This is a genomic window from Mesorhizobium sp. P2_C5_2, assembly GCF_056404535.1.
In genome coordinates this window covers 26,007-51,501 of record NZ_JBFUDV010000009.1, presented here as the reverse complement: position 1 = coordinate 51,501, position 25,495 = coordinate 26,007, and the positions used below count along the sequence as shown (strand labels likewise).

Genomic DNA, 25,495 nt, shown 5'->3' with positions numbered 1-25,495 from the left:
TATCAGGATGATTTTATTTGCTTTTTCACTCGCCCCAAACGGCAGGTCAAGGGTGCCAGACGGAAACGAGACCGTCAAGAAACAAGCGATCGGCGCCAATTTCGTGAAGAACGTCGCTGCCGGCGTCCGACAGGCCGAGCGCGCCGCCGACGCTGCGCGCTATTGCCTTCGAGAACAGGAAGCCGCCACGCCGCTCGGTGTCTTTCCATTCCACCACCTTGAGCTTGGCGTCGACACCCTTGGTTGCCAGCCAGTCGATCGCCACGCTTTCGCCGCCGACAGCGTCGATCAGACCGTTGGCGAGGCCTTGGCGGCCGGTGAAGATCGAACCGTCGGCCAGGGCGAGTGCCTGCTCGCGGGTCATCTTGCGGCGCTCGGCGACAATGCCGACGAACCAGTCGTAGCTGTCGAGGATAAGCTTGCGGACCATGGCGCGCTCATCGTCATTGGTCGGCTTGAAGGGCGAGGGCGCGGCCTTCAGCGGCGAGGATTTCACTTCCTCGAGCTTGATGCCGACCTTGTCCATCAGGCCACTGACATCGGGATACTGGATCAGCACGCCGATCGAACCGACGATCGAGGTCTTGCGGGCGACGATGTGGTCGCTGGCGCTGGCGATCATGTAGCCGGCCGATGCGGCCAGCGTGCCGACCTCGGCCACCACCGGCTTGTCGGCGGCGAGCTTGCGCACCTCTTCGTAGATCGATTCGCCGCCGACCGTGGTGCCGCCGGGTGAATCGATGGCCAGGATGACGCCCTTGACCTGCGAGGACGTGCGGATGGTCTCCAGCCGCTTGATCAGCTCCTCGTCCTCGGTGATGGTGCCTTCGATCCGGACCTTGGCGATATGGTTGGCCGAGGAGCCGCCGAGGTCTTCGCCATAGAACCAGCTTGCAAGCGCAATCACCCCGAGCGCCACGATGGCGACGGCGACGCCGCGCCAGAAGGTCAGCTTGCGTCGCAAGCGGCGGCGGTCGATCAGGTCGTCGGCTCTCAGTGCCATGGTCTGCCTCATAGTCGGTGGGAAGCGATGCTTTTAAAGCAAGCGTCCGCGCCCGGCTACCTCTTCCTGATGGGCCTGCGACGAAGCGACCTTCACGACCGAGGCATTTCAGGAAAAAATGACGCGGCGCCTTCGTTTCTGCTATGAAGTGCCGAAATTGTGTCGCCTGATTTCCGTTTGCAAAAACAACGGCCGTCACATTTTTGCGGTTTTCCTCCGCTTGTGCTTGCTTGCGGGGGCCGGCAACCCACCTATAGCAGGTGTTTTGGCGGACAAGGGTTTATTAGAAGACAGTCATGCTAGCGCGATCGAACGAAACGACCAACGCCGATGCGGCCTTGGCGCCCACGGCGCCAACGGGCACGCGCGGGGATGCCTTCGACCGCGCCCAGCGCCATTCGCGCCGCGTGCGCGTGCTGAAGTTTGCAGTGCCGGTGCTTGCCGCCGGGATCGCGGTCGCGTTTCCGGTCTATTCCTATCTCGCGGCGCCGATCAACATTTCGATACAGGCAGACGGCACCGCTTTCGCGGATGGCAAGCTGGTGATGGCCAATCCGAAGCTCAACGGTTTCACCAAGGGTAAGCTGCCCTATTCGCTGACGGCCTTGCGCGCCATCCAGGACGTCGGCAAGCAGGACATCATCGAACTCGAAGGCATCCATGCCAAGTTGCCGCTGACGGCCGACAATGTGGCGACCGTGGACGCCAAGCGCGGCATCTATAACCGCAGCGCCAACACGATGGACATGACCAGCGACGTCACCGTCACCACCACCGACGGCGTCGCTGCCATCTTCAAATCGGTCTTCCTCGACATGGGCAAAGGCTCTATGAAGACAGGTGATCCGGTCGATGTCAGCCGTAACGGCTCGCGGATCACGGCGGGTTCGATGGCGGTCGAGGACAATGGCAAGGTTGTCGTTTTCGAGAACAAGGTAAGCGTTCACATCGATCCGGCCACTATGAAGGCGGCAGAGGCAAAGAGCGGAGAATCGAATGCGTCCCAGTAATTCGGCACGGCTTGTCGCCGCAGCTTCGGCCTTGCTGTTGCTGGGTATGGCGCCGTCCTGGGCTCAGTCCAGCGCCAGCAGCCAATCCGGGCTCAAACTGTCGGGCGACCAGCCGATCCAGATCGAGAGCGATAAGCTGGAGGTCCGCCAGGCCGACAGCATGGCGCTGTTCAGCGGCAATGTCACCGTCACGCAAGGGCCGACGCTGCTCAAGGCCGGCAGCATGGAGGTTTACTACGTCAAGGACCCCAATGCCGCCAAGGGCGCGGCGGCCGGGGCGTCGGCGATGACCGGTTCGGCCAACATCGACCACCTGGTGGTCAAGAACAAAGTCTACATCAAGTCCAATGACCAGATCGCCACTGGCGACAACGCCACGTTCGACATGAAGACGCAGGTGCTTGTCCTGTCGGGCAAGGAGGTCGTGCTGTCGCAGGGCCCCAACGTGCTCAAGGGCTGCAAGCTCACCGTGCAGATGAAGAGCGGCCTGGCTCAGGTTGATGGCTGCGGCGGGCGCGTCATCATGTCGATGACGCCTCCGCCGAAATCCGAGGCGCCGAAATCCGAGGCGCCGAAATAGTAATGGCCGGCGTATCGTCGTGGCTGACCCGTCTTCCGGGACGGGCAGCCAGCAAAGTTGCTACACCTGACACAGTCACCGTCGATTCCGCGAAGTTCAAGGGCACCCTGATCGCCAAGGGTCTGACCAAGAGCTACAAGGGTCGCAAGGTGGTCAGTGGCGTCACCATCGGCGTGCGCGCCGGCGAGGCTGTCGGGCTGCTGGGCCCGAACGGCGCCGGCAAGACCACCTGTTTCTACATGGTCACCGGTCTGGTGCCGGTCGACGAAGGCACGATCGAGATCGACGGTTTCGACGTCACCTCGATGCCGATGTATCGCCGCGCCCGCCTCGGCATCGGCTATTTGCCGCAGGAAGCCTCGATCTTCCGCGGCCTGAATGTCGAGCAGAACATCCGCGCCGTGCTCGAAGTGGTCGAGAAGGACCGCAAGGTGCGCGAGCGCAGTCTCGACGAACTGCTCGAGGAATTCCACATCAGCCATTTGCGCAAGTCGCCGTCGATGTCGCTGTCCGGCGGCGAGCGGCGGCGGCTGGAGATCGCCCGGGCTCTCGCGACGCGGCCGGCCTACATGCTGCTCGACGAGCCTTTCGCCGGCATCGACCCGATTGCCGTCGCCGACATCCAGCAGCTGGTGCGCCATCTGACGGCGCGCGGCATCGGCGTGCTCATCACCGACCACAATGTCCGCGAAACGCTCGGCCTGATCGACCGCGCCTACATCATCCATGCCGGCCAGGTGCTGACGCATGGTCGCGCCGACGAAGTGGTGGCGAACCCCGATGTGCGGCGGCTTTACCTCGGTGAGGGTTTTACGCTCTGAGCGTGAAATTTGTTTCCTGACACTACTTTTGCCGCCCCGCCGGGCCTTTTTTCTCCGATTTTGCGTGAGATAATGCGACGGTAGGCCTCTTTTGCCGCCATTCGCCTTGACAAGCAAAAGCCGGGCCAGTTTCTATGGAAGGTCGGAAAAATTCATTTTCCGGCAGCTTCTGATGTGTAGGCTTCCGGGTGTAGAAGGGCGTTTGAAACCGAACCATGGCGCTGGCGGCGAAATTACAGCTACGACAATCCCAGTCGCTGGTGATGACGCCGCAGCTGATGCAGTCGATCAGGCTGCTGCAGCTCACCCATATCGAGCTCGACCATTTCATCGACGACGAGATCGAGCGCAATCCGTTGCTGGAGCGCGCCGAGCCCCAGGATGATGCCGCAAGCGACCAGGTGCAGAAGGCCGATACCGCGCCTGAGCCTGCCGCCGATGGCGACTGGTTCGAGAGTGAGACGGTCTGGAGCGCCGAAGCGATCTCGGACAAGCTCGACAGCTCACTGGAAAACCTGTTTCCCGACGATCCCGGCACCCGCGAGCGGCTCGGTCCCGACCTGACGGCGCAGTGGAAGTCGGCCACCGGCAATGGCTCGTCCGGCTCGTCCGAAGGCTTCGACGTCGGCGACATGGCCGCCGCGGCCATCACGCTCCGCCAGCATGTCGGCGAGCAGATCGCGCTTGCCTTCGCCGATCCGGCCGCAAGGCTGATTGCCAGCGAACTGGCCGATGGCCTGGACGAGGCCGGCTATCTGCGCGCCGATCCGGCCGAGATCGCGAAACGGCTCGGCGCCGATCAGGCCATGGTGGCCAAGGTGCTGGCGGCCTGCCAGACATTCGAGCCGGTCGGCCTGTTTGCGCGCGACCTTGCCGAATGCCTGTCGCTGCAGCTTGCCGTGCGCGATCGGCTCGATCCGGCGATGAAGACGCTGGTCGGCAACCTCGAACTCCTGGCGCGGCGCGATTTCCAGACGCTGAAGCGGCTTTGCGGGGTCGACGAGGAGGATCTCCTCGACATGCTGGCCGAAATCCGCGCGCTCGATCCGCGCCCGGGCACGGCGTTTTCGGGCGGCACCAGCGACGCCATCGTCGCCGATGTCGAGGTGCGGGCGGCCAATGACGGCAGCTGGACGGTCGAGCTCAATGCCGAAACGCTGCCGCGCGTGCTGGTCGACCACATCTATTTCGCCCAGGTCTCGCCGCAGGCGAAGAACCAGGCGGAGAAGGATTTCCTGGCCGAATGCCTGCAGAACGCCAACTGGCTGACACGCAGCCTCGACCAGCGGGCAAAGACGATCCTGAAAGTGGCGTCGGAAATCGTGCGCCAGCAGGATGCGTTTCTCGTCCACGGCGTCCGCCACCTCAGGCCGCTCAACCTGCGCACGGTGGCCGACGCCATCGGCATGCACGAATCGACCGTCAGCCGGGTGACGGCCAACAAATACATGCTGACGCCGCGCGGTGTGTTCGAGCTGCGCTATTTCTTCACCGCCTCGATCGCGGCGTCAGGCGGGGGCGACGCGCATTCCTCGGAAGCGGTGCGCGACCGCATCAAGCAGCTGATTGACGAGGAAAAGCCCGCCGACGTGCTGTCCGATGACGCCATCGTCGACATGTTGAAGGAGAGCGGCGTCGATATTGCCAGGCGCACCGTGGCCAAGTACCGGGAGGGCATGAACATTCCCTCATCGGTGCAGCGGCGGCGTGAAAAGCGCGCTTTGGCCAGCGCCGGGCGCTAGTTCTGCTTGCCCGGCAGGGCTTTTGCTATGGCGGGATTTCCACAACTTTGGACCTTCATTGACAAGCCGCAATGAAGTGTCTAGAAGCCCGCCCGCATGAGATGGGCTTGCGGCCCGCATGCGGATGGTCCGTCACGATGAAGGCCACGGGACGGCCAAGAAGGCGGATTGTGATCAACCGGAAAGTTCGGATCTAAAATCGGCGCGAGTTGACGCCGCAAAGCTTGTGCGCACGGACCACGAGTATAAACTCTGGCCAGTTTGAAGCCTGAGCAAGGAAGGTCAGTTTTCAGATGAAGCTGCGCATATCGGGAAAGCACATGGATATCGGTGATGCGTTTCGTACGCGCATCACCGATCGTGTCGGCGAAGCGATCGGAAAATATTTCGATCGCGGTTTTTCAGGGCATGTCACCGTCATCAAATCGGGGTCGCGCTATTCGGCCGATTGCATGATCAGGCTGGATTCCGGCGCTTCGCTGCAGGCGACCGGCGATGCCCAGGATCCAACGCTTGCCTTTGAGGCGGCGGCGGATCGACTCGAAACCCGGCTTCGACGCTACAAGCGCCGTCTGAAATCGCACAATTCAGGCAGTGGCAACGGCGAGATCACCGACATAGCCTATACGGTGATGGCTCCGCTTGCCGACGACGATGAGGAGTTTCCGGAGGATTTCGCCCCGGCCATCGTCGCCGAATCAACCATGACGCTGCAGACCATGTCGGTGGCGTCGGCAGTCATCGAGCTCGACACCAAGGAGAGCCCGGTCTTCGTCTTCCGCAACGCTGGAAACGACCACCTCAACATCGTCTATCGGCGGCCGGACGGAAATATCGGCTGGATCGACCCGTCCACGACCAAAGTCGCACAAGCGTGACGACAACAGTCGCACAGAGATAATAGCCAGCCGCGCGAGGGGCGAGGACTGGCGACGGCAGGCGAATAAGGGATTTTCAAGCATGGATCTGAGCGATCTTATCAACGTTCCGGCGATCTTGCCGGCGTTGAAGGCGAACTCCAAAAAGCAGCTTCTGCAATTGCTGTCCGAGAGAGCGGCGGCGATTTCCGGTATTCCGGAGCGCGAAGTGTTCGACACCATCCTGCAGCGCGAACGGCTGGGCTCCACCGGCGTCGGCAACGGCATCGCCATTCCGCATGGCAAGCTCGCCGGGGTGAAGCGCATCGCCGGCGTCTTTGCCAGGCTGGAGACGCCGGTCGATTTCGAGGCGCTGGACGACCAGCCGGTCGATCTGGTGTTTTTGCTGCTGGCCCCGGAAGGCGCCGGCGCCGATCACCTCAAGGCGCTGTCGCGCATTGCCAGGGTGCTCCGCGACGCCGATACGGTCGCCAAGATCAGGGGTACGCGCGATGCGGTCGCCATCCACGCCCTGCTGTCGGACACACAGGCCTCGCACGCGGCCTAAAGTTTTGTTGGATTAAGTCTTGCAGGGGCCGCCATGGGCGGCCCTCGTCATTTCAGCGACTGACCAAACCGCTATCGCGTTAGTGGATGGCGACAGTCGTCAGGTCGTTTTCCATGGCGCCGGCCAGAGCCCGGTCTTTCGCATCCGAAAGCAGGATCGGCTGGCCGTTGGCGGCAAACAGGGCCCACAGGACCATTCCGGGCGCGATTTCGCCGAGATTGGGGAAGCGGCCGAGCAGTTCGTCGCTTGAGACCTTGCGGAGGTAAGCGACCGAGCCTTCGCCGAGATGGGCGAATTCGCCGCTAGTCATGGTGATGGTTTCGTCAGTTCTGGTCATTTCAAAGCCTCCTTGGCGCGCGGACGCCGCTCAGGGCCATCCCGCATGAGAGCCATCGGTAAAGATCAGTCTTTCACCGATATATTTATTTTCCGTACCAGCCGTTCGGACTCCGGCCGATCGAGATCGATCGACAAAAGGCCGTTCTTCAGTTCCGCTGCGATCACCCGCATGCCGTCGGCCAGCACGAAACAGCGCTGGAACTGGCGCGCGGCAATGCCGCGATGGAGGAATTCGCGCTCGGTGTCGTCGGTCTGACGGCCGCGCACGACCAGCTGGTTTTCCTCCGTGGTAACATCGAGATCGCTTTCGGCGAATCCCGCGACAGCGAGCGTAATGCGCAGCCTTTCGGCGTTGCCGTCGGCACCGCCGAGGCGCTCGATGTTGTAGGGAGGATAGCTGTCACCGGATTTCGCCAATCGTTCCAAGGTCTTTTCCATGGCATCGAAACCCAGGAGAAGCGGGCTGGAGAAGGGCGTCATTCGGCTCATGTTACACTGTCCTCTTTGGAGCGACATAAAGTGGAAAAACCCGGATGGCATTTTTCCCGATGGTCTTGATATGGTCCGCGCCGCGGCCAAGTTCAAGCCGTCTAAAACCCCCGCCAAAAAGACTCCCCCGCATAAGGAAATGAAATGCCCCAGACCCGCAAGATCATCATCGACACGGATCCCGGCCAGGATGATGCCGTCGCCATATTGCTGGCGCTCGGCAGCGCCGAACTCGAGATCGTCGGCATCTCCGCTGTTGCCGGCAACGTGCCGCTGAAATTGACCGAAAAGAACGCCAGAAAAATCTGCGAACTGGCCGGCCGGCCCGATATCAAGGTCTATGCCGGCGCCATCCGCCCGCTGGCGCGCGAACTCGTCACCGCCGAGGAAGTGCATGGCAAGACCGGCCTCAACGGCCCGCAACTGCCCGATCCGAAGATGAAGCTACAGGGCCAGTATGCGGTCGATTTCATCGTCGAGACGCTGATGAAGGAAGAGGCCGGCACGATCACGCTGTGCGCACTCGGTCCGCTCACCAATGTCGCGCTGGCGCTGATCCGCGAACCAAAGATCGCACCGCGCATCAAGGAAATCGTGCTGATGGGCGGCGGTTTCTTTGAGGGTGGCAATGTCACGCCGACCGCCGAGTTCAACATCTATGTCGACCCGCAGGCCGCCGATCTGGTGTTCAAATCGGGCATTCCGATCGTCATGATGCCGCTCGACGTCACCCACAAGGCGCTGACCACGGCCAAGCGCACGCAGGCCATCCGCCAGCTCGGCACCAGGGTCGGCACCGCGACGGCCGAGATGCTGGAATTCTTCGAACGCTTCGACGAGGAGAAATACGGCACCGATGGCGGTCCGCTGCACGACCCGTGCGTCATCGCCTATCTCTTGAAGCCGGATTTGTTCAAGGGCCGCAACTGCAACGTCACCGTGGAAACGGCCTCCGAGCTCACCATGGGCATGACCGTGATCGACTGGTGGGGCGTGACCAAGCGGCCGAAGAACGCCATGGTAATGCGCGACATCGACCATGACGCGTTTTTCGCGCTGCTGGTTGAGAGGTTGGCGCGGCTTTAGAAGCTTCCTTCTCCCCGTTTACGGGAGAAGGTGCCGGCAGGCGGATGAGGGGCGGCGCCAACGTTGAGATTTGCTTCCAACCCGGCGCTGCCCCTCACCCGATCGCTTCGCGACCACCCTCTCCCCGTAAACGGGGCGAGGGAAGGGTGCTTACTTCGCCTTGGAAAAAGCCAGCCACAGGCCGCCGCCGACCAAAAAACTGCCGCTGATCCTGGACATCAGCTTGATGCGGCTGGCCGAGAGCAGGCGCCCGGCGCGGCTGGCGGCGAGCGCATAGGTCGAATCCGAGACGGCGGCGAAGATCATGGCGGTCAGGCCCATGACGACGATCTGCAGCGTGTAGTTGCCCTGCGGGGCGATGAACTGCGGGAAGAAGGCGCCGAAGAAGACCAGCGTCTTGGGATTGCTCAGCGCCACCAGCAGGCCCTGCAGGAAGAAGCCGCCGCGCGGTTTCCTGGCCGTGCCGTCGGCGTTCAGCGTGCCCTTGGCGCGAAACATCTGCACGCCCATCCAGATCAGATAGGCGGCGCCGATCAGGCGCACCCATTCGAACCAATGGCCCATGCCCGCGATCAGCGTGTTGAGGCCGATGCCGACGATGGCGATCATGACGGCAAGCCCGGCCTGCGTGCCGGCGACATTGGCAAGTCCGGCGCGCGCGCCATGGCGGATGCTGTTGGCGATGATCAGCGTCACCGTCGGGCCGGGCACCAGGATGATGACGATGCAAGCAAGGACATAGGCGGCGTAGAGTTCCAAAGACATGGGGGATTTCCTCAAGACAGCGCTGAAGCGGCTGGCTGCAATCAATGCATGACGGCGAAGCCGGTGCAAGCCGGTCGCTGTGCCGCAATCCTCGCGTCAGGAGGCTCCGACCTGCCATGGCAGCGTCGCCTCATAGGCCGCGCCCGCACGCAGCACGGCGAGGTCGCCGCGCGGCCGGCCGATCAGCTGCATGCCCATCGACCTGCCCTTGGCGTCGAAGCCGACGGGCACGTTGAGCGCCGGGCAGCCGCCGAGCGTGGCCAAGGCCGACACCTGCATCCAGCGGTGGTAGCTGTCCATCGCCCGTCCGGCGACTTCACGCGGCCAGTGGATGCTGACTTCGAACGGGAACACCTGCGCCGTCGGCAGAGCGATGAGGTCGAAGCGCTCGAACAGCGACAGCAGCGTCCGGTGCCAGGACGTGCGGATGACCGAGGCCGCGCGGATTTGCGGCGCCGTCAGCCGCATGGCGTTCTCCACCTCCCAGATGGCTTCCGGTTTCAGCAGGGTCCGTTTGTGTGGATCGTCATAGTGGATTTTGAGCGACGAGCCGCCGGTCGCCTGGCGCAGGGTCACGAAGGCCTGCCACAGCGCTTCGAAATCGACATCCGGCAGCAAGGGCTCGGTCACGAAGGATGCCTCCGCGAAGCGTCCGAGTGCGAATTCGCACAGATCGAGGATGCCAGGCTCGACAGGCAGATGGCCGTTGAGATCGCCAAGCCAGCCGATGCGGCCACCTTTTGCCGGCGTGGCCAGGCCCTCGAGGAACGAGCCGGGTTTCTCCCAGGACAGTGGCGCGTGCGGATGGTAGCCCGCCTGCACATCGAGCAGCAGCGCCATGTCACGCACACTGCGGCCCATCGGCCCGTCGACGCCCATCTGCGCATGAAAGACCTCGACGTCCGGTCCGCCGGGGACAAGGCCCTGCGACGGGCGGAAGCCGTAGACATTGTTCCAGGCGGCCGGATTGCGCAGCGAGCCGCCGAAATCGCTGCCGTCGGCGACAGGAACCATGTCCAGCGCAAGGGCAACCGCAGCGCCGCCGCTCGAGCCGCCGGCGGTCAGCGTCGGATCGAAAGCGTTCAACGTCGGACCGAACACGTTGTTGTAGGTGTTGGAGCCGAGGCCGAATTCGGGAACGTTGGTCTTGCCCATGATAATGGCGCCGGCATTGCGGATGCGCTCGACGAAGAAATCGTCTTCCTGCGGCACGAAATCGGCAAAGATCGGCGAGCCGAAGCTGGTCCTCAAGCCGTTTGTCATGGCGAGGTCTTTGATCGCCATCGGCAGGCCGAACAGGGAGCCGGCAGGCTTGCCCTGCGCCAGATGCGCGTCCGCCGCGTCGGCCTCGCGCACAATGTCTGCGCGCTCGCGCAATGAGACGATGGCATTGACCAGCGGATTCACCGCGTCGATGCGGTCGAGGAACGCGGTGACCACCTCGCGCACGGACAGGCGGCGGCGCCGGATCGCCTCGGCAAGGTCGATGGCGGACGTCCGGCAGATATCGCCGGCCGGCGGCACGGCGTGTTTCGTCGCGGGGCGCATGACTGCTATCCGGCGTTGTTTTGCAGAGCGGCGTTGACGTCCGCCGCCAACGGGATGGCCGGCTGGGCGCCCGGCTTCAGGCAGGCCAGCGAGCCGGCGGCGGCGGCGCGGGTGAGAGCCTGTTCGAGAGGCAGGTTGGACGCCAGCCCGGCAGCGAGATAGCCGCAAAAAGTGTCGCCAGCGCCGACCGTGTCGACCGGTGTGATCTTGAGCGCCGGCACGGTCAGGAAATCGTCCGGGGTTGCGGCCAGCACGCCGTCGCCGCCGAGTGTGACGACGATGGTGCGGCCGGTCTTGCCGGCGAAGTCGCGCATGCGCGCCGGCCGGTCGCGGCCTTTCAGCGACAGCGCCTCGCCGTAAAGGTCGAATTCGGTTTCGTTGGCAACGGCATAGTCGGCCTTGCCGAGAAAGGAAGCCGCCTCGCCGCGGAAGGGCGCGGTGTTGAGCACGGTGATCGCGCCGGCGGCACGTGCGGCGTCAAGCGCTGCATCGACGGTCTGCAGCGGGATCTCGTGCTGCAGCAGGACGACGTCGCCCTTCCCAAGGAAGGCTTTGGCGAGATCGCCCGGCAGCACCGAATCGTTAGCGCCCGGAACCACGGCGATGACATTCTCGCCGTCGGCGCCGACCAGGATCAGCGCCGTGCCGGTGGAGGCGAAGCTCTGGCCGACGCCGGAGAGATCGACCATGCCGGCCACAAGCAGGGCGAGCGCATCGGTGGCGAAGTTGTCCTTGCCGACGGCACCGACCATGCGCACCTTGGCGCCGGCGCGCGCAGCAGCCAGCGCCTGGTTGGCGCCCTTGCCGCCGGGCGCGGTGGTGAAACCGGAGCCGCGGACCGTCTCTCCCGGCGAAGGCAAGCGGTCGACATTGGCGATAAGGTCGAGGTTGATCGAGCCGACAACGATGATCAAGAAAAAGGCCTCCTGCGGGAATGCGCGGGAAGCTAACCCGTAAGCCGGCGGCTTGCCAGAGCGTGCGGATCTTTTGCTCGATTTCCGAGGGCTCGCAAAAAGAAAAACACCGGCGAAGGGTTTTCGCCGGTGTTGTTTGATGCGGGGCTGTCTTCAGGAAGCGGTCTGGCCCGCTTCCCAGCCAAGGATGGCGCGTTTGCGTGTCAGGCCCCAATGATAGCCGGTCAGCGCGCCGGACTTGCCGATTGCCCGGTGGCACGGCACGACAAAGGACAACGGGTTGGCGCCGACCGCCGCACCCACCGCCCGGCTGGCCGTTGGCGCACCAATGCCGGCGGCGATCGAGGAATAGGTGCAGGCCCGGCCCATCGGGATCCTGAGCAGCGCGTCCCAGACACGCAGCTGAAAGTCGGTGCCGATCATGACCACGCGCAGCGGCTGGTCGGCGCGCCACAGCGTCGGATCGAAAATGCGCGCGGCATAGGGCTGGGTGGCGCTCATGTCCTCGACATAGGTGGCATTCGGCCAGCGGCCCGACATGTCGGCGAAGGCCGCCCGCTCACCGCCCGGATCGTTGAAGGCGAGGCCGGCAAGGCCGCGGTCAGTGACCATGATCAGGGCAATGCCGAAGGGCGAGATGTGGTAGCCGTAGCGGATGGTCAGCCCGGCGCCGCGCGTCTTGTAGTCGCCCGGCGACATCGCTTCGTGGGTGACGAACAGATCGTGCAGCCGGCCGGGGCCGGACATTCCGAGCTCGAACGATGTTTCGAGCAGCGGCATGCCGGAATCGAGCAGCTTGCGCGCATGATCGAGGGTGACGGCCTGCAGGAAGGCCTTTGGCGACAGGCCGGCCCAGCGGGTGAACAGTTTCTGCAGCCCGGTCGGCGTCTCGCCGACATCGGCGGCCAAGGCTTCCAGCGAGGGCTGGTCGCGGTAATCGAGGCTGATCTTCTCGATGGCGCGACGAACGACCTCGTAGTCGCTGCCTTCCGGGGTGATGTCGTTCTGCAGGATCGCTGTCGGTTTCATCTGCGTATTCATGGTCATCTGGGCGTTCATGGCAATATCTCCTTGACCGCGAATATCGTTCTTTGCGCCCTTTGCAACCACCCGAAACTTGCCTTGTTGCGGCGCAAACCCAGATAGAAGCTGGCCCAGATAGACAGTGGACTGCGAAGCAGGAGATGCCGATGGCCGGCCAAAAGGTAAACCTGACCGGGGCGAGAGAGACCTTGCTGATGACGCTCTACGGCAAGGCGCTGGAGAGCCGGTTGCAGCATTCACTGCTTGGGGATCGTTTCGCCGACGAGGCGGTACGCAAGATCGACTATGATTTTTCGCGCCTCAAGGTCGACACCAATCTCGGCATCGGCCTGGCGATCCGGGCGAGGACGTTCGACATGCGCGTCCAGGACTTCATCGCCAGAAATCCCGGCGCCATCGTGCTGCATCTCGGCTGCGGGCTCGACACGCGCATCTTCCGCGTCGATCCGCCCGACGGCGTGGAGTGGTTCGATGTCGACTATCCCGATGTCATCGCGCTCCGGCGCAAGCTTTACCCGTCCCGCGACCGCTACCACCTCGTCAGTTCTTCGGTGACCGATCCGGACTGGCTGGCGCAAGTGCCACGCAATCGACCGGCGGTCGTGGTGATGGAAGGGCTGACGCCCTATCTCCCGGCCGAGGAAGGGCCACGCTTGTTGTCGCGTCTCGTCTCGCATCTTGCCGGCGGCGAGCTGATGTTCGACGCCTACAGCCGCTTCGGCCTGAAGATGCTGCGCCTCAATCCGACCATCAGGGCGACGGGCGCCGAGGTCCACTGGGCGATCGACGACCCGCACGAATTGGAGCGCGCCGTTCCGAAGCTGCGGTTTGTCGATGATATCTCGGCCTACAGCGCGGAACGCACCGCCCACATGGGCTGGTCCGCAAAACTGTTCATCGAGCTGTGGAGACACATTCCAGCGCTGCGCAAGGTCGGCAGGATTCTGCGCTACCGGTTCTGAATAGGGATCCTCAAGCCGTTTATTTGCTGACTCTTACCGAAGTTGTGTCGCTCTCCGAATAGAGACCACTTTGGGGTTGAGTGGTAACAAAACATGCTTCGCTTGCCGACCACCCGCAATTTCGACTTGATGTCCTGTTTTGAGCCACGGCATCACGCAACGACAGCTGAATTGAAATTACGCCAAGCATGACCCCAATAAAAGTGAGAACCACTTTCGTATAGCGATCGATCATGACTTTTTCCCCATCACTATTGAATAGCGATAGAAGCAAAAAATAGCTACGTGTTCAAGTCACAATCTGGCTTTTGCCAGCGCGCGTGAGAATGCCGTGGCAAAACTTTCGCGAGAGGCGGGGTCCAGGAATGACCCGATCGGCACATTCTGTCCCTGCGCTTCCACCGTCATCCTGGTGATGCCGATCTCGGCATGGCGGGCGACGGAAAAGCGCGCCCAGAACGGGTTGAAGCGATGCGCTTCCGACTTTCCCGAGGGCGCGGTCTTGCGGATGTCGAGGCTGGTGCGCGACACCGACACTTCCTCGCGGGCGCGGGCGGCGCGATAATTGACGCGGAAGGCGATGTAGACCGCGATGACGTCGAGGCCGAAGAAGCCGAAGACCGGCCAGGCGCCGCGCGACAGGAAGAACGCTCCGGTCACCACCCAGCCGAACAGCAACGCGCCCATCAGGATCAGGAAACCCGTTCTGCCCAGCGACCGGTGTGGAGTCAGCAATGCGTGAAAGAAGGGCTCGTCAGCCTGAAACGAGGCGTTTGTGTCGCTCATGGTGGGATATTATAGGAGGGAAATGGCGAGCCCCAAGTCCAAAGATTCTTCCGTGCCCAAAAATCAGCCGCTGCCCGGTCGGCGTGACGGCTCGAACGCCAAGCCGCGGCCGCGGCCGGCAAGGGCCAGCTCGCTCTACAGCGCCGCCGAAGTGCATGAGATATTTCGGCGCTTTTCGGTGCAGCGGCCCGAGCCGAAGGGCGAACTCGAGCACGTCAATGCTTTCACGCTGCTGGTGGCGGTGGTGCTGTCGGCGCAGGCGACCGACGCCGGCGTCAACAAGGCGACGCGGGCGTTGTTCACGATCGCAGACACGCCTGAAAAGATGCTGGCGCTGGGCGAGGCCAGGGTCGGCGAATACATCAAAACCATCGGGCTTTGGCGCAACAAGGCCAAGAATGTCGTCGCGCTCTCAGAGGCGCTGATCCGCGACTATGGCGGTGAGGTGCCTGGAGACAGGGATGAGCTGGTCAAGCTGCCCGGCGTCGGACGCAAGACCGCCAATGTCGTGCTCAACATGGCGTTCGGCCAGCACACGATGGCGGTCGACACCCACATTTTCCGCATCGGCAACCGGCTTGGCCTGGCACCCGGCAAGACGCCCGAACAGGTCGAGCAAGGGCTGCTGCGGATCATCCCGGACGAATATATGCGCCACGCGCATCACTGGCTGATCCTGCATGGCCGCTATGTCTGCAAGGCGCGCAAGCCGGATTGCCCGGCCTGCGTCATCGCCGATATCTGCAAGGCGGTGGAGAAGACCACCGATGTGCCGGCGCCGCTGGTGAAGATCGCGGCGCTCGGCCCAGCGGATATCTAGTTCTCCTCCACGAACACCTCTTCGCGCTTCTTCTTGACCGATGGCAGGAACACGACAACGAGCACGGCGAGCGCTACGAGTAGCAGGCCGGCGCTGATCGGTCGCGTCACAAAGGTGCTCGGATCGCCGCGCGACAGGATCATGGCGCGACGCAGATTTTCCTCGAGCAGCGGGCCGAGCACGAAGCCGAGCAGCAGCGGCGCGGGTTCGCAGCGCAGCTTGGTCAGGACGTAGCCGAGCAGGCCGAAGAAGGCGACGGCATGCAGGTCGAAGGCGTTGGTGTTGACGCTGTAAACGCCGATCGAGCAGAACGCCATGATGATCGGGAACAGCACATAATAGGGGATCGTCAGCAGCTTCACCCACAGCCCGATCAGCGGCAGGTTGAGCACGATCAGCATCAGATTGCCGATCCACATCGAGGCGATGATGCCCCAGAACAGCGCCGGCTGTTCGGTCGCGACATTGGGACCGGGCACGATGCCCTGGATGATCATGGCGCCGATCATCAGCGCCATCACCGGGTTGGCCGGAATGCCCAGCGTCAGCATTGGAATGAAGGAGGTCTGGGCGCCGGCATTGTTGGCCGATTCCGGTCCGGCGACGCCGGCGATGGCGCCCTTGCCGAACTCCTCGGGGTGTTTCGATACACGCTTTTCGACCGTGTAGGAGGCAAAGGCGGCAAGCACCGCGCCGCCGCCGGGCAGGATGCCGAGCGCCGAACCGATAATGGTGCCGCGCACGATGGGTGCTGCCATGGCCTTGAAGTCGTCGCGGGTCGGCATCAGCCCGGAGACCTTTTTGATCAGCACCGAACGCTCGTGCTCGTTTTCGAGGTTGCGCAGGATCTCGGCGACGCCGAAGACGCCGACCGCCACCGCGACGAAATTCAGCCCGTCGGCATATTCGCGGATGCCGAGCGTGAAGCGCGGCGTGCCGGTGTAGATGTCGGTGCCGACAATGCCGAGCAGCAGGCCGAGCACGACCATCGCCAGCGCCTTGACGATCGAGCCATGGGCGAGCGCGATGGACGAGACGAGGCCGACGATCATCAGTGAGAAGTACTCCGCCGCGCCGAATTTCAGGGCTATCATCGTCAGCGGCGGGGCAAAGACGGCGACCAGGAAGGTCGACACCGTGCCGGCGAAGAATGAGCCGATCGCGGCGATCGCCAGAGCTGCCCCGGCGCGGCCGTTCTTGGCCATCTGGTAGCCGTCGATTGCGGTGACGGCCGAGGAGGATTCACCGGGCATATTGATGAGAATGGCGGTGGTCGAGCCGCCATACTGGGCGCCGTAATAAATGCCGGCAAGCATGATCAGCGAGGAGACCGGGTCGCCAATCTGGAAGGTGATCGGCAACAGCATGGCGATGGTTGCGGTGGCGCCGATGCCGGGCAGGACGCCGATCAGGGTGCCGAGCAGGACGCCGATCAGGCAGAAGCCGAGATTTGCCGGCGTTGTGGCCGTCGAAAAGCCGAGTTCGAGATTTTTGAGAAGGTCCATCTCATCACCTCAGAATGCCGGCCATTGGGGCAGCCAGGGGCCGAAGCGCTGGAACGGCAGCCCGAGCGCGTAGCTGAAGACCAGGACCGAGAACAGTGTCAGGCCGGCCGACAGCAAAAGCGCGGTCAGCGGCTTCATACGGGCGCTGGCAAAGGAGGCGATCAGCGCCGTCAGGAAGATCGACGGGACGAAGCCGAGGCCGCGCACCGTCAGGCCGAAGAAGATCGGAGCCGGCAGGATGAACAGCATGCCGCGCCAGGCGATGGGACCGATCGGTTCGCCCTCGAAGCGCACGGCCTGGACGAGGATGATGGCGCCGAGCACGATCAGCACGATCGCCAGCACCAGCGGGAAATAACCCGGTCCCATGCGGAAGGCGGTGCCGATTTCGAGGCCGAGCGATTGTATTGCGAAAAAGGCGCCGAAAAAGATGAACAGCGCGGCGCACAGGCCGTTTGTCCTGTCGATTGCGAAAGGTTTCATGGCGGTCCTCCCAGGCCTCGGGGCCTGCCGTTGCAAATGCGAAAACGGATCGAAGCAAAAAAACGGGGCGCCAGAAGCGCCCCGTTCAAGCCATCAGTCGGCGTACTGGCCGGCGGCTTCGATGATCGGCTTCCAGCGCGTGATCTCGCCTTCCAGCTTGGCCTTCAGGGCTGCCGGTGTAGCATCGGCTTCGGATGACGGCTTGGTGCCGAGTTCGGCGAAGCGGGCGATGACGTTGGGGTCCTTCAGCGCGACCTGGAGCGATTTCGACAGGCGGTCGGTGATCTCGGCCGGCGTGCCCTTCGGCGCATAGAGGCCGTGCCAGATGCCGACCTGGACCGCGGGCAGGCCACCTTCGATCGTCGTAGGCACGTCCTTCATGACATCGAGGCGTTCCGGCGTGGTCACGGCATAGGCCTTGATGGTGCCGCCCTGGATCTGCTTGGTGGTGTTGGTGGTCTGATCGCACATGATGTCGACCTGGCCGCCGAGAAGGTCGGTCATGGCCGGGCCGGTGCCTTTGTAGGGCACGGTGACCAGCGGCGTACCGATGGCGCTCATGAACAGCATGCCGCACAGATGCGAGGCAGCCCCTATGCCGGCGTTGGCGACGGTGATGGTGTCCTTGTTGGCCTTGGCGTATTCGACCAGCCCTTTCAGGTCTGTCGGCTCGAGGTCCTTGCGGGCGACGATGGCCATCGGCACCTCGGTGACGAGGCCGACATATTCGAAAGCGTTCAGGGTGTCGTAGGCGAGCTTCCTGTAGAGCGTAGCGCTCGTCGCCATGCCGATGTGATGGAGGAGCAGCGTGTAGCCGTCCGGGTCAGCGTTGGCGACACGGCCGGCGCCCAGCGTGCCGCCGGCGCCGCCGACATTCTCGACGATGATCTGCTGGCCGAGATCCTTCGACATGGCTTCGGCGACAAGGCGTGTGACCGTGTCGGTCGGACCGCCGGCCGCAAACGGCACAACGACGGTGATGGTGCGTTCGGGATAGGTCTGTGCTGAGGCGGTGAACGAATAGAGCGTGACGGCCGCGGCGGCGGCCAGGGCGGCAACAAATTTCCTCATCTTAATTCTCCTCCCAGGATATCAATTTCCAATCGCTGTGCAGGTCCGGCAGCGATGGGGCAACAAAGGCAAGCTAACAGATTGTCGCCTGACGAAAACTGTTAAATACAGTCGTCCGCAACCATGGCGCTCAGTGGGCAGTATGCCCGGCGGAGCTGGGGTTTCGTGTTGGCGTTGCTTCAGAGCAATTCCAGGAAAAGTGTGAAGCGGTTTTCCGTCCGGAATTGCGTAAAAACAAAGCTCTAGTAACCGTAGCCGCGCGCCATGGCCGCCGCGAAGATCGGGATCAGCAGGAAGATGAAGGCTTCGGCGCGCACATAGGTCTTCACCGAGGCGAGCTCCGCCGCCGGCACCTGGAAGCCGGGGCTGGTGCTGGCCTGACGGTTCCAGGAGATGAAGCGGATGGTGGGCACGATAGACAGCAGACCGACGACAGCGAATGCCGCCATCTTGGCCCAGAACACCCAGTTGTAGACGTAGAACTCCCAGCCCTTCAGGCCGTAGATGACACGGCCGACGCCGATGATGATGATCAGCGTGGCGATGATGCCGTAGTGGCGGTCGATGCCGGCAAGGCGCTTGAGCGTAGCGGCAGACAGGTCGCCGCGGATCAGGACAAATTCGGCGCCGATGATGCCGGCCAGCGAGAACACCAGCAGATGATGGAAAATGGCAAGCACAAGATCGGTGGTGTCCATGGCGTTCTCTTCTCTTTGGCGGTATCGAGACCGGCCCTCGCCGGACCGGTTGCGGAAGGTAGCATCGTTCGTCAGAATTCCCAGAGGCGGGCTTGCCTTCGAACCGGCCATCGGCGCCATTGACGCCACATCCTGACAGCTTGGGTTTTTGAATGACTGGACTGAAGCGCGCCTTGAACCCGATGCCCGATGACGTCCGCGCCGTCCTGACGGAGCAGGGGCTGATGGCGGCCTACGAGGCGCGGCCGGACTACCAGAAGAACGATTATCTTGGCTGGATCGCCCGCGCCAAACGCAGCGACACCAGGCGCAAGCGGCTCGACCAGATGCTGGACGAATTGCGGCGCGGCGGGCTCTACATGAAGATGGTCTGGCACGGCTGAACCTTGGCAGGTTTCTCCAGCCGGATGCCCGTCTCGTCGGATAGTTTCCCTGGCCGTACGATGATACGGCTTGGCCCTTGTCCGGGCGCGCTGGTTTGCTAAGCGCTGCCACGTCAACGGAGGCAGAGTTTCATGGGCAATCCAAAAGCAGCCGGCGTTCCGGTTCTCGAAACGGAACGGACCATCCTGCGGGCGCACCGGATCGATGATTTCGAAGACTATGCCGTCATGTGGGCCAGTCCCGTCACCACCCGCTTTATCAGCGGCAAGCCGCGGACGCGTGAGGAAAGCTGGATGCGGTTCCTCAGGCACGCCGGCCTGTGGTCGCTGCTCGGCTACGGCTTCTGGGCGGTCGAGGACAAGGCCAGCGGCCGCTTCATCGGCGAGGCCGGGTTCCACGATCTCAAGCGCGATATCGTGCCGTCGCTCGAGGGCATTCCGGAAGCTGGTTGGGCGCTGGCGCCGCAAGCGCATGGCAAGGGTCTTGCCAGCGAAATCGTCAAACGGGCGCTTGCCTGGGGCGACGAAACCTTCGCCGGCGCCAGAACCGTCTGCATCATCGATCCGGAAAACACCGGCTCGCTGAACGTCGCGGCAAAGTGCGGCTACACCAAGGTGCTGGAAACCACCTATCACGATGGGCCGACGATCCTGCTCGAACGGCTGGTGTGAAGCACTTCATCGATGCTATTCCACCGCTCTGCTAGGATTGGCCATTCTGATGTAGCTACGCAATTCCTGTGGGAAAACCGCTCACACTTTTTCTGGAATTGCTTTGGGGGAGCCGACCAATGCGTGCGATCAATGCGATACTTCTGAAGTTTTTCTGGGCGGCGCTGCTGCTGCTTGCGGCAGTGCGGCTGGCGGGTGCCGATGCGACGGTGCCGACCGCCGACATAGAGGGTGCGGCCGACAATCATCTGGCCAAGCGCTATGAGGGGTCGTTCATCGTCTCCTACGAGAAATTCGCCTACACCGACTTCACCGTACCGCTGTCGCCGTTGAAGCCGAGTGCTGATGCGGACGCGCGTGATGCGATGAACAATCGCATCTATGCGCCGGACAAGAAGGCCGAGGTCGAGGGCGCCTTGACCCGCATCGCCTATGTGCTGCCGGCCGAGCGCTCGCCACTCGAAGTGCTGCGCAATTACCAGGATGTGATCGAGGCCGCCGGCGGCGAAGTGCTGTTTGACTGCAAGAAGGAAGAATGCGGCGGCGCTGCCGACCGGTCGTCGAGCGGTGGCGGCGGCGACATGAGCCTGATGATGTATTTCTTCCATGAAAGCGACGTCAAGGACGCGGCCTTTTCCAACGGCGCCTGTGCGGTGACCACGGGCATCAACGACCAGCGCTTCTTCGCCGCCAAGGTGCCGCAGGATGGCGGCGACGCCTATGTCACCGTGCAGGCCTATTCGCTGATCGACGACCTCTATTGCAAGGAACTCAACGGCCGAACCATAGCCGTCGTTCAGGTGCTGGAGCCGAAGGCGCGCGACAAGAAGATGGTGGTGGTCGAAGCCGCCAAGATGGCGGATTCGTTGTCGGCCACCGGGTCGATCTCGCTCTACGGCATCTTCTTCGACACCGACAAGGCCGACATCAAGGCGGAATCGGAACCGACGTTGAAGGAGATCTCGACGCTTTTGACCAACGAGCCCGGCATGGCGGTGATCGTCGTCGGCCACACCGACAACCAGGGCGCCTTCGACTACAATATCGATCTGTCGTCGCGGCGGGCGCAAGCGGTGAGGGCAGCGCTGGTTTCGAAATACGGCATTGACGGTGCGCGGCTGACAGCCGCCGGCGCCGGCATGATGGCGCCCGTCGCCAGCAACGATGACGAGACAGGCCGCGCCAAGAACCGCCGTGTGGTTCTGGTTAAACTGAACTGAGGCTTGCCCCTGCGGGGCCTGCCAGGCGCGCCGCCTGCTCGAGTATCGAAGCGTCCTCGCCGAAAGCGCGGGTGGCGCGGGCGGCTGCTTCCAGCAAAGCCGGCGTCATGCGGCGCAGGAAGGCGGTATCGACGCGCGTCGATGGGCCGGCGAGCGTCAAGGCGCCAAGCAGAATACGGCCCGGTCCGAACACCGGGGCCGACACGCCCGCCGTCTCGGGGTCGCGGTCACCGATCGACAGATAGTGGCAGGTCTGGCGAATGGTCTCGTAAGGCTCGCCCGGCTGGCCGGTAAACGCCGCCAGCACGCGCCCGCCCGAACCGGCGAGCAACGGCAACAGATCGCCTTCCCGGATGGTGTAGCGGATCGGGTGCTTGGATTCGACGCGGTAGAGGCAGGTGCGGGCATCGCCCGAGCGGACATAGAACGCCACACTTTCCCAGCTGCGCTCGGCGAGATCGCGCATGATCGGCAACAGGATGTCGACCGCCACCACCGAGCGCTGGTAGAGCGCGCCAAGCCGGAAGGTGGCGGGTCCGATGCGATAGCGACCATCGTCAAGCCGTTCCAGCAACTGGCCACGCAGCAACGAGTTCGCCAGCCGCAATATGGTACTCTTGTAAAGCCCGGTCCGCGCGGCGATTTCGGCCAGGCTGAGCGAGCGGTCGGCGGTGGCGAAAGCGTCGAGAATGGCGATCGCGCGGTCGAGCGCGGCAACGCCATCGGCCTGTAATGGCTGGGATCGCGCTTCGGTCATCTCACGGACAGTTTCATTCCAGTTACTCGTTCGGACCAAGGCCGATCGGGACGATTGTGCCGCATGCGATGTGTTCTGTCTAGTAGAACGGCGTTCCTGTTGACAGAACGTACTGAAATCGGCATGAATTTTTGCCGAGCGGGTCTGTTTTCAGGCTACGTTTCTGGCAGGCACCGGAGGAGGTGTCGTGATTTGGAGGAATCCCATGCTGAACAGACGCAGATTTTTGATGAGCACCGCGGCCGCAGGCGCTGCCGGTTTCGTCGCAACGCATTTGACGCCCGCCTTCGCTCAGGATGCACCGCAGATCCAGATCTTCGTGCCGGCCGCGCCCGGTGGCGGCTGGGACCAGACAGGGCGCACCATCGACCAGGTGCTGCGCAGTGAAAAGCTGATCTCCGGCTCGCAGATCACCAATGTCGGCGGCGCCGGCGGTACGGTCGGCCTGCCGCAGTTCATCAGTCAGTGGAACGGCAAGGGCAATTCGCTGATGGTTGCCGGCATGGTCATGGTTGGCGCCATCATCGCCAACAAATCCGCCAACAACCTCTCCGAAGTCACGCCGATCGCCCGCCTCACCGGCGAGTTCGAGGCGCTGGTGGTGCCGGCGGATTCGCCGTTCAAGACGGCCGGTGATTTCGTTGCGGCGCTCAAGGCGGATCCGACCAAGGTTCCGGTGGCCGGCGGCTCGGCCGGCGGTTCCGACCACATCCTGTTTGGCCTGATCGCCAAGACGGTCGGCGTTCCGGCAACCAACCTCTCCTATGTGCCGTTCGCCGGCGGCGGCGAGGCGCTGTCGGCGCTGCTCGGCAACCAGGTCGCGGCCGGGATTTCCGGCTTCGGCGAGTTCTCCGAGCAGATCAAGGCGGGCGCGCTCAGGCTGCTGGCGATCTCCGCCGACAAGCGCCAGGACGGCATCGACGCACCGACGATGAAAGAAGCCGGCATCGATGTTGAATTGTTCAACTGGCGCGGCGTCTTTGCACCGCCCGGGGTCTCCGACGCCGACAAGGCGGCGATGGTCACGATGATCGAAACCATGGCCAAAAGCGACGCCTGGGCGACCGAGTGCAAGAACCGCAACTGGACGCCCATCCTTCTGACCGGCGACGACTATGCGAAATTCCTCACTGAGGACACGGCCCGCATCACCGCGATCCTCAAGGATCTCGGCCTCGCCTGACACTCCAAGGGGGCGGCCAACACCGCCCCCTTCCGACTTTCGCCTGTCGCATGGACATATGATGCGGTGGGAGTGAAACTGCGGATGCGGCCGGCGGGAGGATGCCGGCCATATTGGGAGGACATTGATGAGCAGCGACCAGCAGCCGGCGCCCCCGCGCCTTGCCATGCCCGAATTGTTGATCGGCGTCGGGCTTCTCGCCTGCGCCGGGGCCGTAGCCTGGCAGACCCTGGCGATCCCTGTGTCGCCGCTCTATTCGAAGGTCGGGCCGACCGTCTTTCCCTATATCACCATGACCGGCATGATCGTACTTTCGCTGCTGCTCATCCTCGCCGCGGTGCGTGGCGGCTGGCAGCCGCAGGAGGAAAAGGAGACACCGACAGACTGGAAGGCGATGGGCATCGTCGTTGCCGCGCTGGTCGCCAACCTGGTGCTGATCCAGCCGCTCGGTTTCACCGCCGCCTCCGTCATCATGTTCGTGCTCGTCTGTTACGGCTTCGGCAGCAAGCACACGCTGCGCGATGCGCTGACTGGTCTGATCCTGGCGCTGGCCGCCTATTTCGGCTTTGCCAGAGCGCTGGGCGTCAACATCGGTGCCGGCTTCATCGAAAACCAGCTGAACACGGTGATCGACGCGATCATCGCGACGTTGAGGGGCTGACGCCATGGAAACGCTCGGTCATCTCGCCCACGGATTTTCCGTCGCCTTCTCGCCGATGAACCTGTTGTGGTGCCTGGTCGGCACTACGCTCGGCACCGCCATCGGCGTGCTGCCCGGGCTAGGGCCGGCGCTGACCATCGCGCTGTTGTTGCCGATCACCTACCAGGTGGCGCCGGAGGCGTCCTTCATCCTGTTCGCCGGCATCTATTACGGCGCCATGTATGGCGGCTCGACGACGTCGATCCTGCTCAACACGCCTGGCGAAAGCGCCACCATCGTCACCGCGCTGGAGGGCAACAGGATGGCCCGCTCGGGCCGTGGCGGCGCAGCGCTGGCGACGTCGGCGATCGGCTCGTTCGTTGCCGGCACCATCGGCACGATGGGCGTCGCCTTCCTGGCGCCGGTGGTGGTCAAGTTTGCGCTGGCCTTCGGGCCAGCCGAATATTTCTCGCTGATGGTGCTCGCCTTCATCACGGTCTCGGCAGTGCTTGGCTCGTCGTCGGTGCGCGGCCTCACCAGCCTGTTCATCGGCTTCGTCATCGGCATGATCGGCGTCGATCTGCAGACCGGCCAGCCGCGCTTCACCTTCGGCACGAACGAGCTGCTCGACGGCGTCGATGTCATCATTGCCGCGGTCGGCCTGTTTGCCGTAGGCGAGACGCTCTACATGGCCTCGCGCCGTTATGCCGGGAAGGATGAGATCGTGCCGCTCAAGGGCTCGCTCTACATGACGGCGGCCGAATGGGGGCGCTCGTGGAAGCCATGGCTGCGCGGCGCTCTCATCGGCTTCCCGATCGGCGCCATGCCGGCCGGCGGCGCCGAGATCCCGACCTTCCTGTCCTATGCCATCGAAAAGAAGCTGTCGAAGCATAAGGAGGAGTTCGGCACGGTCGGCGCCATCGAGGGCGTTGCCGGTCCTGAAGCCGCCAACAATGCCTCGGCCGCCGGCGTGCTGGTGCCGATGCTCACACTCGGTCTGCCGACCTCGGCAACGGCCGCGATCATGCTGTCGGCCTTCCAGAGCTACGGCATCAATCCGGGGCCGCTGCTGTTGACGACGCAGGGCGATCTGGTCTGGGGCCTGATCGCCAGCCTGTTCATCGCCAACGTCATCCTGGTCATCCTCAACCTGCCGCTGATCGGGCTGTGGGTGCGGCTGTTGAAAATTCCGGCGCCGCAGCTCTACGCCGGCATCCTGGTGTTCGCGACCGTCGGCACCTACGGCATCTCGCAATCGCCGATCGACCTCGTCATCCTCTATCTCTTGGGGGCCGCCGGCTTCCTGATGCGGCGCTTCGATTTCCCGACAGCACCTGTCATCATCGGCATGATCCTGGGGCCGCTCGCCGAGACCCAGTTCCGCCGGGCGATGACCATCTCGAACGGCGACTGGTCGGTGTTCTACACCCACAAGCTGTCGCTGGTGCTGCTGATCCTCGCCTTCATCGGTCTGGCCGGTCCGCATATCTGGGCCTTCATCGAGCATCGCCGCCGGCGCGGACCGGAGCATGTGCCGGGCGATGCCTGA

The 25,495-nt window shown here is 63.4% G+C and carries 28 protein-coding genes; 15 read left to right on the top strand and 13 right to left on the bottom strand.

The features are described from left to right. Window positions 1-46: 46 nt before the first annotated feature. Complete coding sequence (gene sppA, locus AC1D1B_RS27780) at window positions 47-1,003, bottom strand: signal peptide peptidase SppA (RefSeq protein ID WP_477336238.1); 957 nt, start codon at window positions 1,001-1,003, stop codon at window positions 47-49. A gap of 296 nt (window positions 1,004-1,299) precedes the next feature. Between sppA and lptC the strand changes: the two genes are divergently transcribed. From lptC to ptsN, 6 genes are all read left to right on the top strand, one after another. After that, complete coding sequence (gene lptC / locus AC1D1B_RS27775) at window positions 1,300-2,013, top strand: LPS export ABC transporter periplasmic protein LptC (RefSeq protein ID WP_477336236.1); 714 nt, start codon at window positions 1,300-1,302, stop codon at window positions 2,011-2,013. Beyond that, window positions 2,000-2,593 (top strand): LptA/OstA family protein, encoded by a 594-nt coding sequence (locus tag AC1D1B_RS27770; protein ID WP_477336234.1) that lies wholly within the window; start codon window positions 2,000-2,002, stop codon window positions 2,591-2,593. Before lptC ends, AC1D1B_RS27770 begins: the two co-directional genes overlap by 14 nt. Before the next feature lie 2 nt (window positions 2,594-2,595). Beyond that, the gene (lptB, locus tag AC1D1B_RS27765) at window positions 2,596-3,414 is read left to right on the top strand and encodes an LPS export ABC transporter ATP-binding protein (protein WP_477336232.1); all 819 of its coding nucleotides are present in this window, start codon (window positions 2,596-2,598) and stop codon (window positions 3,412-3,414) included. Window positions 3,415-3,629: 215 nt separating this feature from the next. Further along, the gene (gene rpoN, locus AC1D1B_RS27760) at window positions 3,630-5,156 is read left to right on the top strand and encodes an RNA polymerase factor sigma-54 (protein WP_477336230.1); all 1,527 of its coding nucleotides are present in this window, start codon (window positions 3,630-3,632) and stop codon (window positions 5,154-5,156) included. Window positions 5,157-5,449: 293 nt separating this feature from the next. Beyond that, window positions 5,450-6,034 (top strand): ribosome hibernation-promoting factor, HPF/YfiA family, encoded by a 585-nt coding sequence (gene hpf / locus AC1D1B_RS27755; RefSeq protein ID WP_477336228.1) that lies wholly within the window; start codon window positions 5,450-5,452, stop codon window positions 6,032-6,034. 82 nt (window positions 6,035-6,116) lie between these two features. Then, window positions 6,117-6,581: a PTS IIA-like nitrogen regulatory protein PtsN gene (gene ptsN, locus AC1D1B_RS27750; protein ID WP_135898701.1), complete on the top strand. Its 465-nt coding sequence runs from the start codon at window positions 6,117-6,119 to the stop codon at window positions 6,579-6,581. Window positions 6,582-6,660: 79 nt separating this feature from the next. On the opposite strand, the gene AC1D1B_RS27745 is transcribed toward ptsN, so the two are convergent. Continuing rightward, window positions 6,661-6,918, bottom strand: coding sequence for a BQ00720 family protein (locus tag AC1D1B_RS27745; RefSeq protein ID WP_023683072.1), 258 nt, complete (start codon window positions 6,916-6,918; stop codon window positions 6,661-6,663). A gap of 65 nt (window positions 6,919-6,983) precedes the next feature. After that, window positions 6,984-7,409: an Hsp20 family protein gene (locus AC1D1B_RS27740; RefSeq protein WP_477336226.1), complete on the bottom strand. Its 426-nt coding sequence runs from the start codon at window positions 7,407-7,409 to the stop codon at window positions 6,984-6,986. A gap of 144 nt (window positions 7,410-7,553) precedes the next feature. Here AC1D1B_RS27740 and AC1D1B_RS27735 point away from each other — a divergent pair, with 144 nt between their 5' ends. Then, window positions 7,554-8,495, top strand: a complete 942-nt coding sequence (locus AC1D1B_RS27735) for a nucleoside hydrolase (RefSeq protein WP_477336224.1) — start codon at window positions 7,554-7,556, stop codon at window positions 8,493-8,495. Window positions 8,496-8,645: 150 nt separating this feature from the next. Here the strand turns inward: AC1D1B_RS27735 and AC1D1B_RS27730 are convergent, their stop codons facing one another. The 4 genes from AC1D1B_RS27730 to AC1D1B_RS27715 all read right to left on the bottom strand — a co-directional run bounded on the left by AC1D1B_RS27730 (window position 8,646) and on the right by AC1D1B_RS27715 (window position 12,781). After that, a complete protein-coding gene (locus tag AC1D1B_RS27730) occupies window positions 8,646-9,260 on the bottom strand; it encodes a LysE family translocator (RefSeq protein ID WP_477336222.1) in 615 nt (204 codons plus the stop codon). 96 nt (window positions 9,261-9,356) lie between these two features. Then, window positions 9,357-10,808 (bottom strand): amidase, encoded by a 1,452-nt coding sequence (locus AC1D1B_RS27725; RefSeq protein ID WP_477336220.1) that lies wholly within the window; start codon window positions 10,806-10,808, stop codon window positions 9,357-9,359. Window positions 10,809-10,813: 5 nt separating this feature from the next. Beyond that, window positions 10,814-11,722, bottom strand: a complete 909-nt coding sequence (locus AC1D1B_RS27720) for a ribokinase (RefSeq protein ID WP_477336218.1) — start codon at window positions 11,720-11,722, stop codon at window positions 10,814-10,816. A 153-nt stretch (window positions 11,723-11,875) separates the two neighbouring features. Next, complete coding sequence (locus tag AC1D1B_RS27715) at window positions 11,876-12,781, bottom strand: methylated-DNA--[protein]-cysteine S-methyltransferase (protein WP_477336216.1); 906 nt, start codon at window positions 12,779-12,781, stop codon at window positions 11,876-11,878. Between the two features lie 131 nt (window positions 12,782-12,912). On the opposite strand from AC1D1B_RS27715, the gene AC1D1B_RS27710 reads away from it, so the two are divergent. Further along, a complete protein-coding gene (locus tag AC1D1B_RS27710; RefSeq protein ID WP_477336214.1) occupies window positions 12,913-13,728 on the top strand; it encodes a class I SAM-dependent methyltransferase in 816 nt (271 codons plus the stop codon). A gap of 294 nt (window positions 13,729-14,022) precedes the next feature. On the opposite strand, the gene AC1D1B_RS27705 is transcribed toward AC1D1B_RS27710, so the two are convergent. Beyond that, window positions 14,023-14,514 carry a DUF2244 domain-containing protein gene (locus tag AC1D1B_RS27705; RefSeq protein WP_477336212.1) on the bottom strand — a complete coding sequence of 164 codons (492 nt, stop codon included), beginning with the start codon at window positions 14,512-14,514 and terminating at the stop codon, window positions 14,023-14,025. Window positions 14,515-14,536: 22 nt separating this feature from the next. On the opposite strand from AC1D1B_RS27705, the gene nth reads away from it, so the two are divergent. Further along, window positions 14,537-15,334, top strand: coding sequence for an endonuclease III (gene nth / locus AC1D1B_RS27700; RefSeq protein ID WP_477336210.1), 798 nt, complete (start codon window positions 14,537-14,539; stop codon window positions 15,332-15,334). On the opposite strand, the gene AC1D1B_RS27695 is transcribed toward nth, so the two are convergent. The 4 genes from AC1D1B_RS27695 to AC1D1B_RS27680 all read right to left on the bottom strand — a co-directional run bounded on the left by AC1D1B_RS27695 (window position 15,331) and on the right by AC1D1B_RS27680 (window position 19,091). Then, a complete protein-coding gene (locus AC1D1B_RS27695) occupies window positions 15,331-16,839 on the bottom strand; it encodes a tripartite tricarboxylate transporter permease (protein WP_477336208.1) in 1,509 nt (502 codons plus the stop codon). The genes nth and AC1D1B_RS27695 overlap by 4 nt on opposite strands. Window positions 16,840-16,848: 9 nt before the next feature. Next, entirely contained in the window at window positions 16,849-17,322 is a 474-nt protein-coding gene (locus tag AC1D1B_RS27690) for a tripartite tricarboxylate transporter TctB family protein (protein ID WP_477336206.1), read from the bottom strand. 93 nt (window positions 17,323-17,415) lie between these two features. After that, complete coding sequence (locus AC1D1B_RS27685) at window positions 17,416-18,393, bottom strand: tripartite tricarboxylate transporter substrate-binding protein (protein WP_210285008.1); 978 nt, start codon at window positions 18,391-18,393, stop codon at window positions 17,416-17,418. A 242-nt stretch (window positions 18,394-18,635) separates the two neighbouring features. Further along, a complete protein-coding gene (locus AC1D1B_RS27680) occupies window positions 18,636-19,091 on the bottom strand; it encodes a DUF2214 family protein (protein ID WP_477336204.1) in 456 nt (151 codons plus the stop codon). A 152-nt stretch (window positions 19,092-19,243) separates the two neighbouring features. Here AC1D1B_RS27680 and AC1D1B_RS27675 point away from each other — a divergent pair, with 152 nt between their 5' ends. From AC1D1B_RS27675 to AC1D1B_RS27665, 3 genes are all read left to right on the top strand, one after another. Continuing rightward, window positions 19,244-19,474: a YdeI/OmpD-associated family protein gene (locus AC1D1B_RS27675; protein WP_477336202.1), complete on the top strand. Its 231-nt coding sequence runs from the start codon at window positions 19,244-19,246 to the stop codon at window positions 19,472-19,474. A gap of 132 nt (window positions 19,475-19,606) precedes the next feature. Continuing rightward, complete coding sequence (locus tag AC1D1B_RS27670) at window positions 19,607-20,146, top strand: GNAT family N-acetyltransferase (protein WP_477336200.1); 540 nt, start codon at window positions 19,607-19,609, stop codon at window positions 20,144-20,146. Window positions 20,147-20,265: 119 nt separating this feature from the next. Beyond that, complete coding sequence (locus tag AC1D1B_RS27665; RefSeq protein ID WP_477336198.1) at window positions 20,266-21,366, top strand: OmpA family protein; 1,101 nt, start codon at window positions 20,266-20,268, stop codon at window positions 21,364-21,366. On the opposite strand, the gene AC1D1B_RS27660 is transcribed toward AC1D1B_RS27665, so the two are convergent. Continuing rightward, the gene (locus tag AC1D1B_RS27660) at window positions 21,353-22,123 is read right to left on the bottom strand and encodes an IclR family transcriptional regulator (protein WP_477336196.1); all 771 of its coding nucleotides are present in this window, start codon (window positions 22,121-22,123) and stop codon (window positions 21,353-21,355) included. The two genes, AC1D1B_RS27665 and AC1D1B_RS27660, sit on opposite strands and share 14 nt — an antisense overlap. A gap of 205 nt (window positions 22,124-22,328) precedes the next feature. Here AC1D1B_RS27660 and AC1D1B_RS27655 point away from each other — a divergent pair, with 205 nt between their 5' ends. The 3 genes from AC1D1B_RS27655 (at window position 22,329) to AC1D1B_RS27645 (ending at window position 25,495) form a co-directional block, all read left to right on the top strand. After that, a complete protein-coding gene (locus AC1D1B_RS27655; RefSeq protein WP_477336194.1) occupies window positions 22,329-23,306 on the top strand; it encodes a Bug family tripartite tricarboxylate transporter substrate binding protein in 978 nt (325 codons plus the stop codon). Window positions 23,307-23,430: 124 nt separating this feature from the next. Next, a complete protein-coding gene (locus tag AC1D1B_RS27650) occupies window positions 23,431-23,967 on the top strand; it encodes a tripartite tricarboxylate transporter TctB family protein (protein WP_477336192.1) in 537 nt (178 codons plus the stop codon). 4 nt (window positions 23,968-23,971) lie between these two features. Beyond that, window positions 23,972-25,495, top strand: a complete 1,524-nt coding sequence (locus tag AC1D1B_RS27645; protein WP_477336190.1) for a tripartite tricarboxylate transporter permease — start codon at window positions 23,972-23,974, stop codon at window positions 25,493-25,495.

Excerpts from the sequence above, each read along its gene's own strand:
- AC1D1B_RS27745 (WP_023683072.1), bottom strand. The coding sequence starts at position 6,918 with ATGACCAGAACTGACGAAACCATCACCATGACTAGCGGCGAATTCGCC.
- AC1D1B_RS27710 (WP_477336214.1), top strand. The coding sequence starts at position 12,913 with ATGGCCGGCCAAAAGGTAAACCTGACCGGGGCGAGAGAGACCTTGCTG.
- lptB (WP_477336232.1), top strand. The coding sequence starts at position 2,596 with ATGGCCGGCGTATCGTCGTGGCTGACCCGTCTTCCGGGACGGGCAGCC.
- sppA (WP_477336238.1), bottom strand. The coding sequence starts at position 1,003 with ATGGCACTGAGAGCCGACGACCTGATCGACCGCCGCCGCTTGCGACGC.
- lptC (WP_477336236.1), top strand. The coding sequence starts at position 1,300 with ATGCTAGCGCGATCGAACGAAACGACCAACGCCGATGCGGCCTTGGCG.
- nth (WP_477336210.1), top strand. The coding sequence starts at position 14,537 with ATGGCGAGCCCCAAGTCCAAAGATTCTTCCGTGCCCAAAAATCAGCCG.
- AC1D1B_RS27770 (WP_477336234.1), top strand. The coding sequence starts at position 2,000 with ATGCGTCCCAGTAATTCGGCACGGCTTGTCGCCGCAGCTTCGGCCTTG.
- AC1D1B_RS27730 (WP_477336222.1), bottom strand. The coding sequence starts at position 9,260 with ATGTCTTTGGAACTCTACGCCGCCTATGTCCTTGCTTGCATCGTCATC.
- AC1D1B_RS27670 (WP_477336200.1), top strand. The coding sequence starts at position 19,607 with ATGGGCAATCCAAAAGCAGCCGGCGTTCCGGTTCTCGAAACGGAACGG.
- AC1D1B_RS27740 (WP_477336226.1), bottom strand. The coding sequence starts at position 7,409 with ATGAGCCGAATGACGCCCTTCTCCAGCCCGCTTCTCCTGGGTTTCGAT.
- ptsN (WP_135898701.1), top strand. The coding sequence starts at position 6,117 with ATGGATCTGAGCGATCTTATCAACGTTCCGGCGATCTTGCCGGCGTTG.
- AC1D1B_RS27645 (WP_477336190.1), top strand. The coding sequence starts at position 23,972 with ATGGAAACGCTCGGTCATCTCGCCCACGGATTTTCCGTCGCCTTCTCG.
- AC1D1B_RS27655 (WP_477336194.1), top strand. The coding sequence starts at position 22,329 with ATGCTGAACAGACGCAGATTTTTGATGAGCACCGCGGCCGCAGGCGCT.
- AC1D1B_RS27735 (WP_477336224.1), top strand. The coding sequence starts at position 7,554 with ATGCCCCAGACCCGCAAGATCATCATCGACACGGATCCCGGCCAGGAT.
- AC1D1B_RS27690 (WP_477336206.1), bottom strand. The coding sequence starts at position 17,322 with ATGAAACCTTTCGCAATCGACAGGACAAACGGCCTGTGCGCCGCGCTG.
- rpoN (WP_477336230.1), top strand. The coding sequence starts at position 3,630 with ATGGCGCTGGCGGCGAAATTACAGCTACGACAATCCCAGTCGCTGGTG.
- AC1D1B_RS27695 (WP_477336208.1), bottom strand. The coding sequence starts at position 16,839 with ATGGACCTTCTCAAAAATCTCGAACTCGGCTTTTCGACGGCCACAACG.
- AC1D1B_RS27685 (WP_210285008.1), bottom strand. The coding sequence starts at position 18,393 with ATGAGGAAATTTGTTGCCGCCCTGGCCGCCGCCGCGGCCGTCACGCTC.
- AC1D1B_RS27665 (WP_477336198.1), top strand. The coding sequence starts at position 20,266 with ATGCGTGCGATCAATGCGATACTTCTGAAGTTTTTCTGGGCGGCGCTG.
- AC1D1B_RS27715 (WP_477336216.1), bottom strand. The coding sequence starts at position 12,781 with ATGAACGCCCAGATGACCATGAATACGCAGATGAAACCGACAGCGATC.
- hpf (WP_477336228.1), top strand. The coding sequence starts at position 5,450 with ATGAAGCTGCGCATATCGGGAAAGCACATGGATATCGGTGATGCGTTT.
- AC1D1B_RS27705 (WP_477336212.1), bottom strand. The coding sequence starts at position 14,514 with ATGAGCGACACAAACGCCTCGTTTCAGGCTGACGAGCCCTTCTTTCAC.
- AC1D1B_RS27725 (WP_477336220.1), bottom strand. The coding sequence starts at position 10,808 with ATGCGCCCCGCGACGAAACACGCCGTGCCGCCGGCCGGCGATATCTGC.
- AC1D1B_RS27680 (WP_477336204.1), bottom strand. The coding sequence starts at position 19,091 with ATGGACACCACCGATCTTGTGCTTGCCATTTTCCATCATCTGCTGGTG.
- AC1D1B_RS27660 (WP_477336196.1), bottom strand. The coding sequence starts at position 22,123 with ATGACCGAAGCGCGATCCCAGCCATTACAGGCCGATGGCGTTGCCGCG.
- AC1D1B_RS27675 (WP_477336202.1), top strand. The coding sequence starts at position 19,244 with ATGACTGGACTGAAGCGCGCCTTGAACCCGATGCCCGATGACGTCCGC.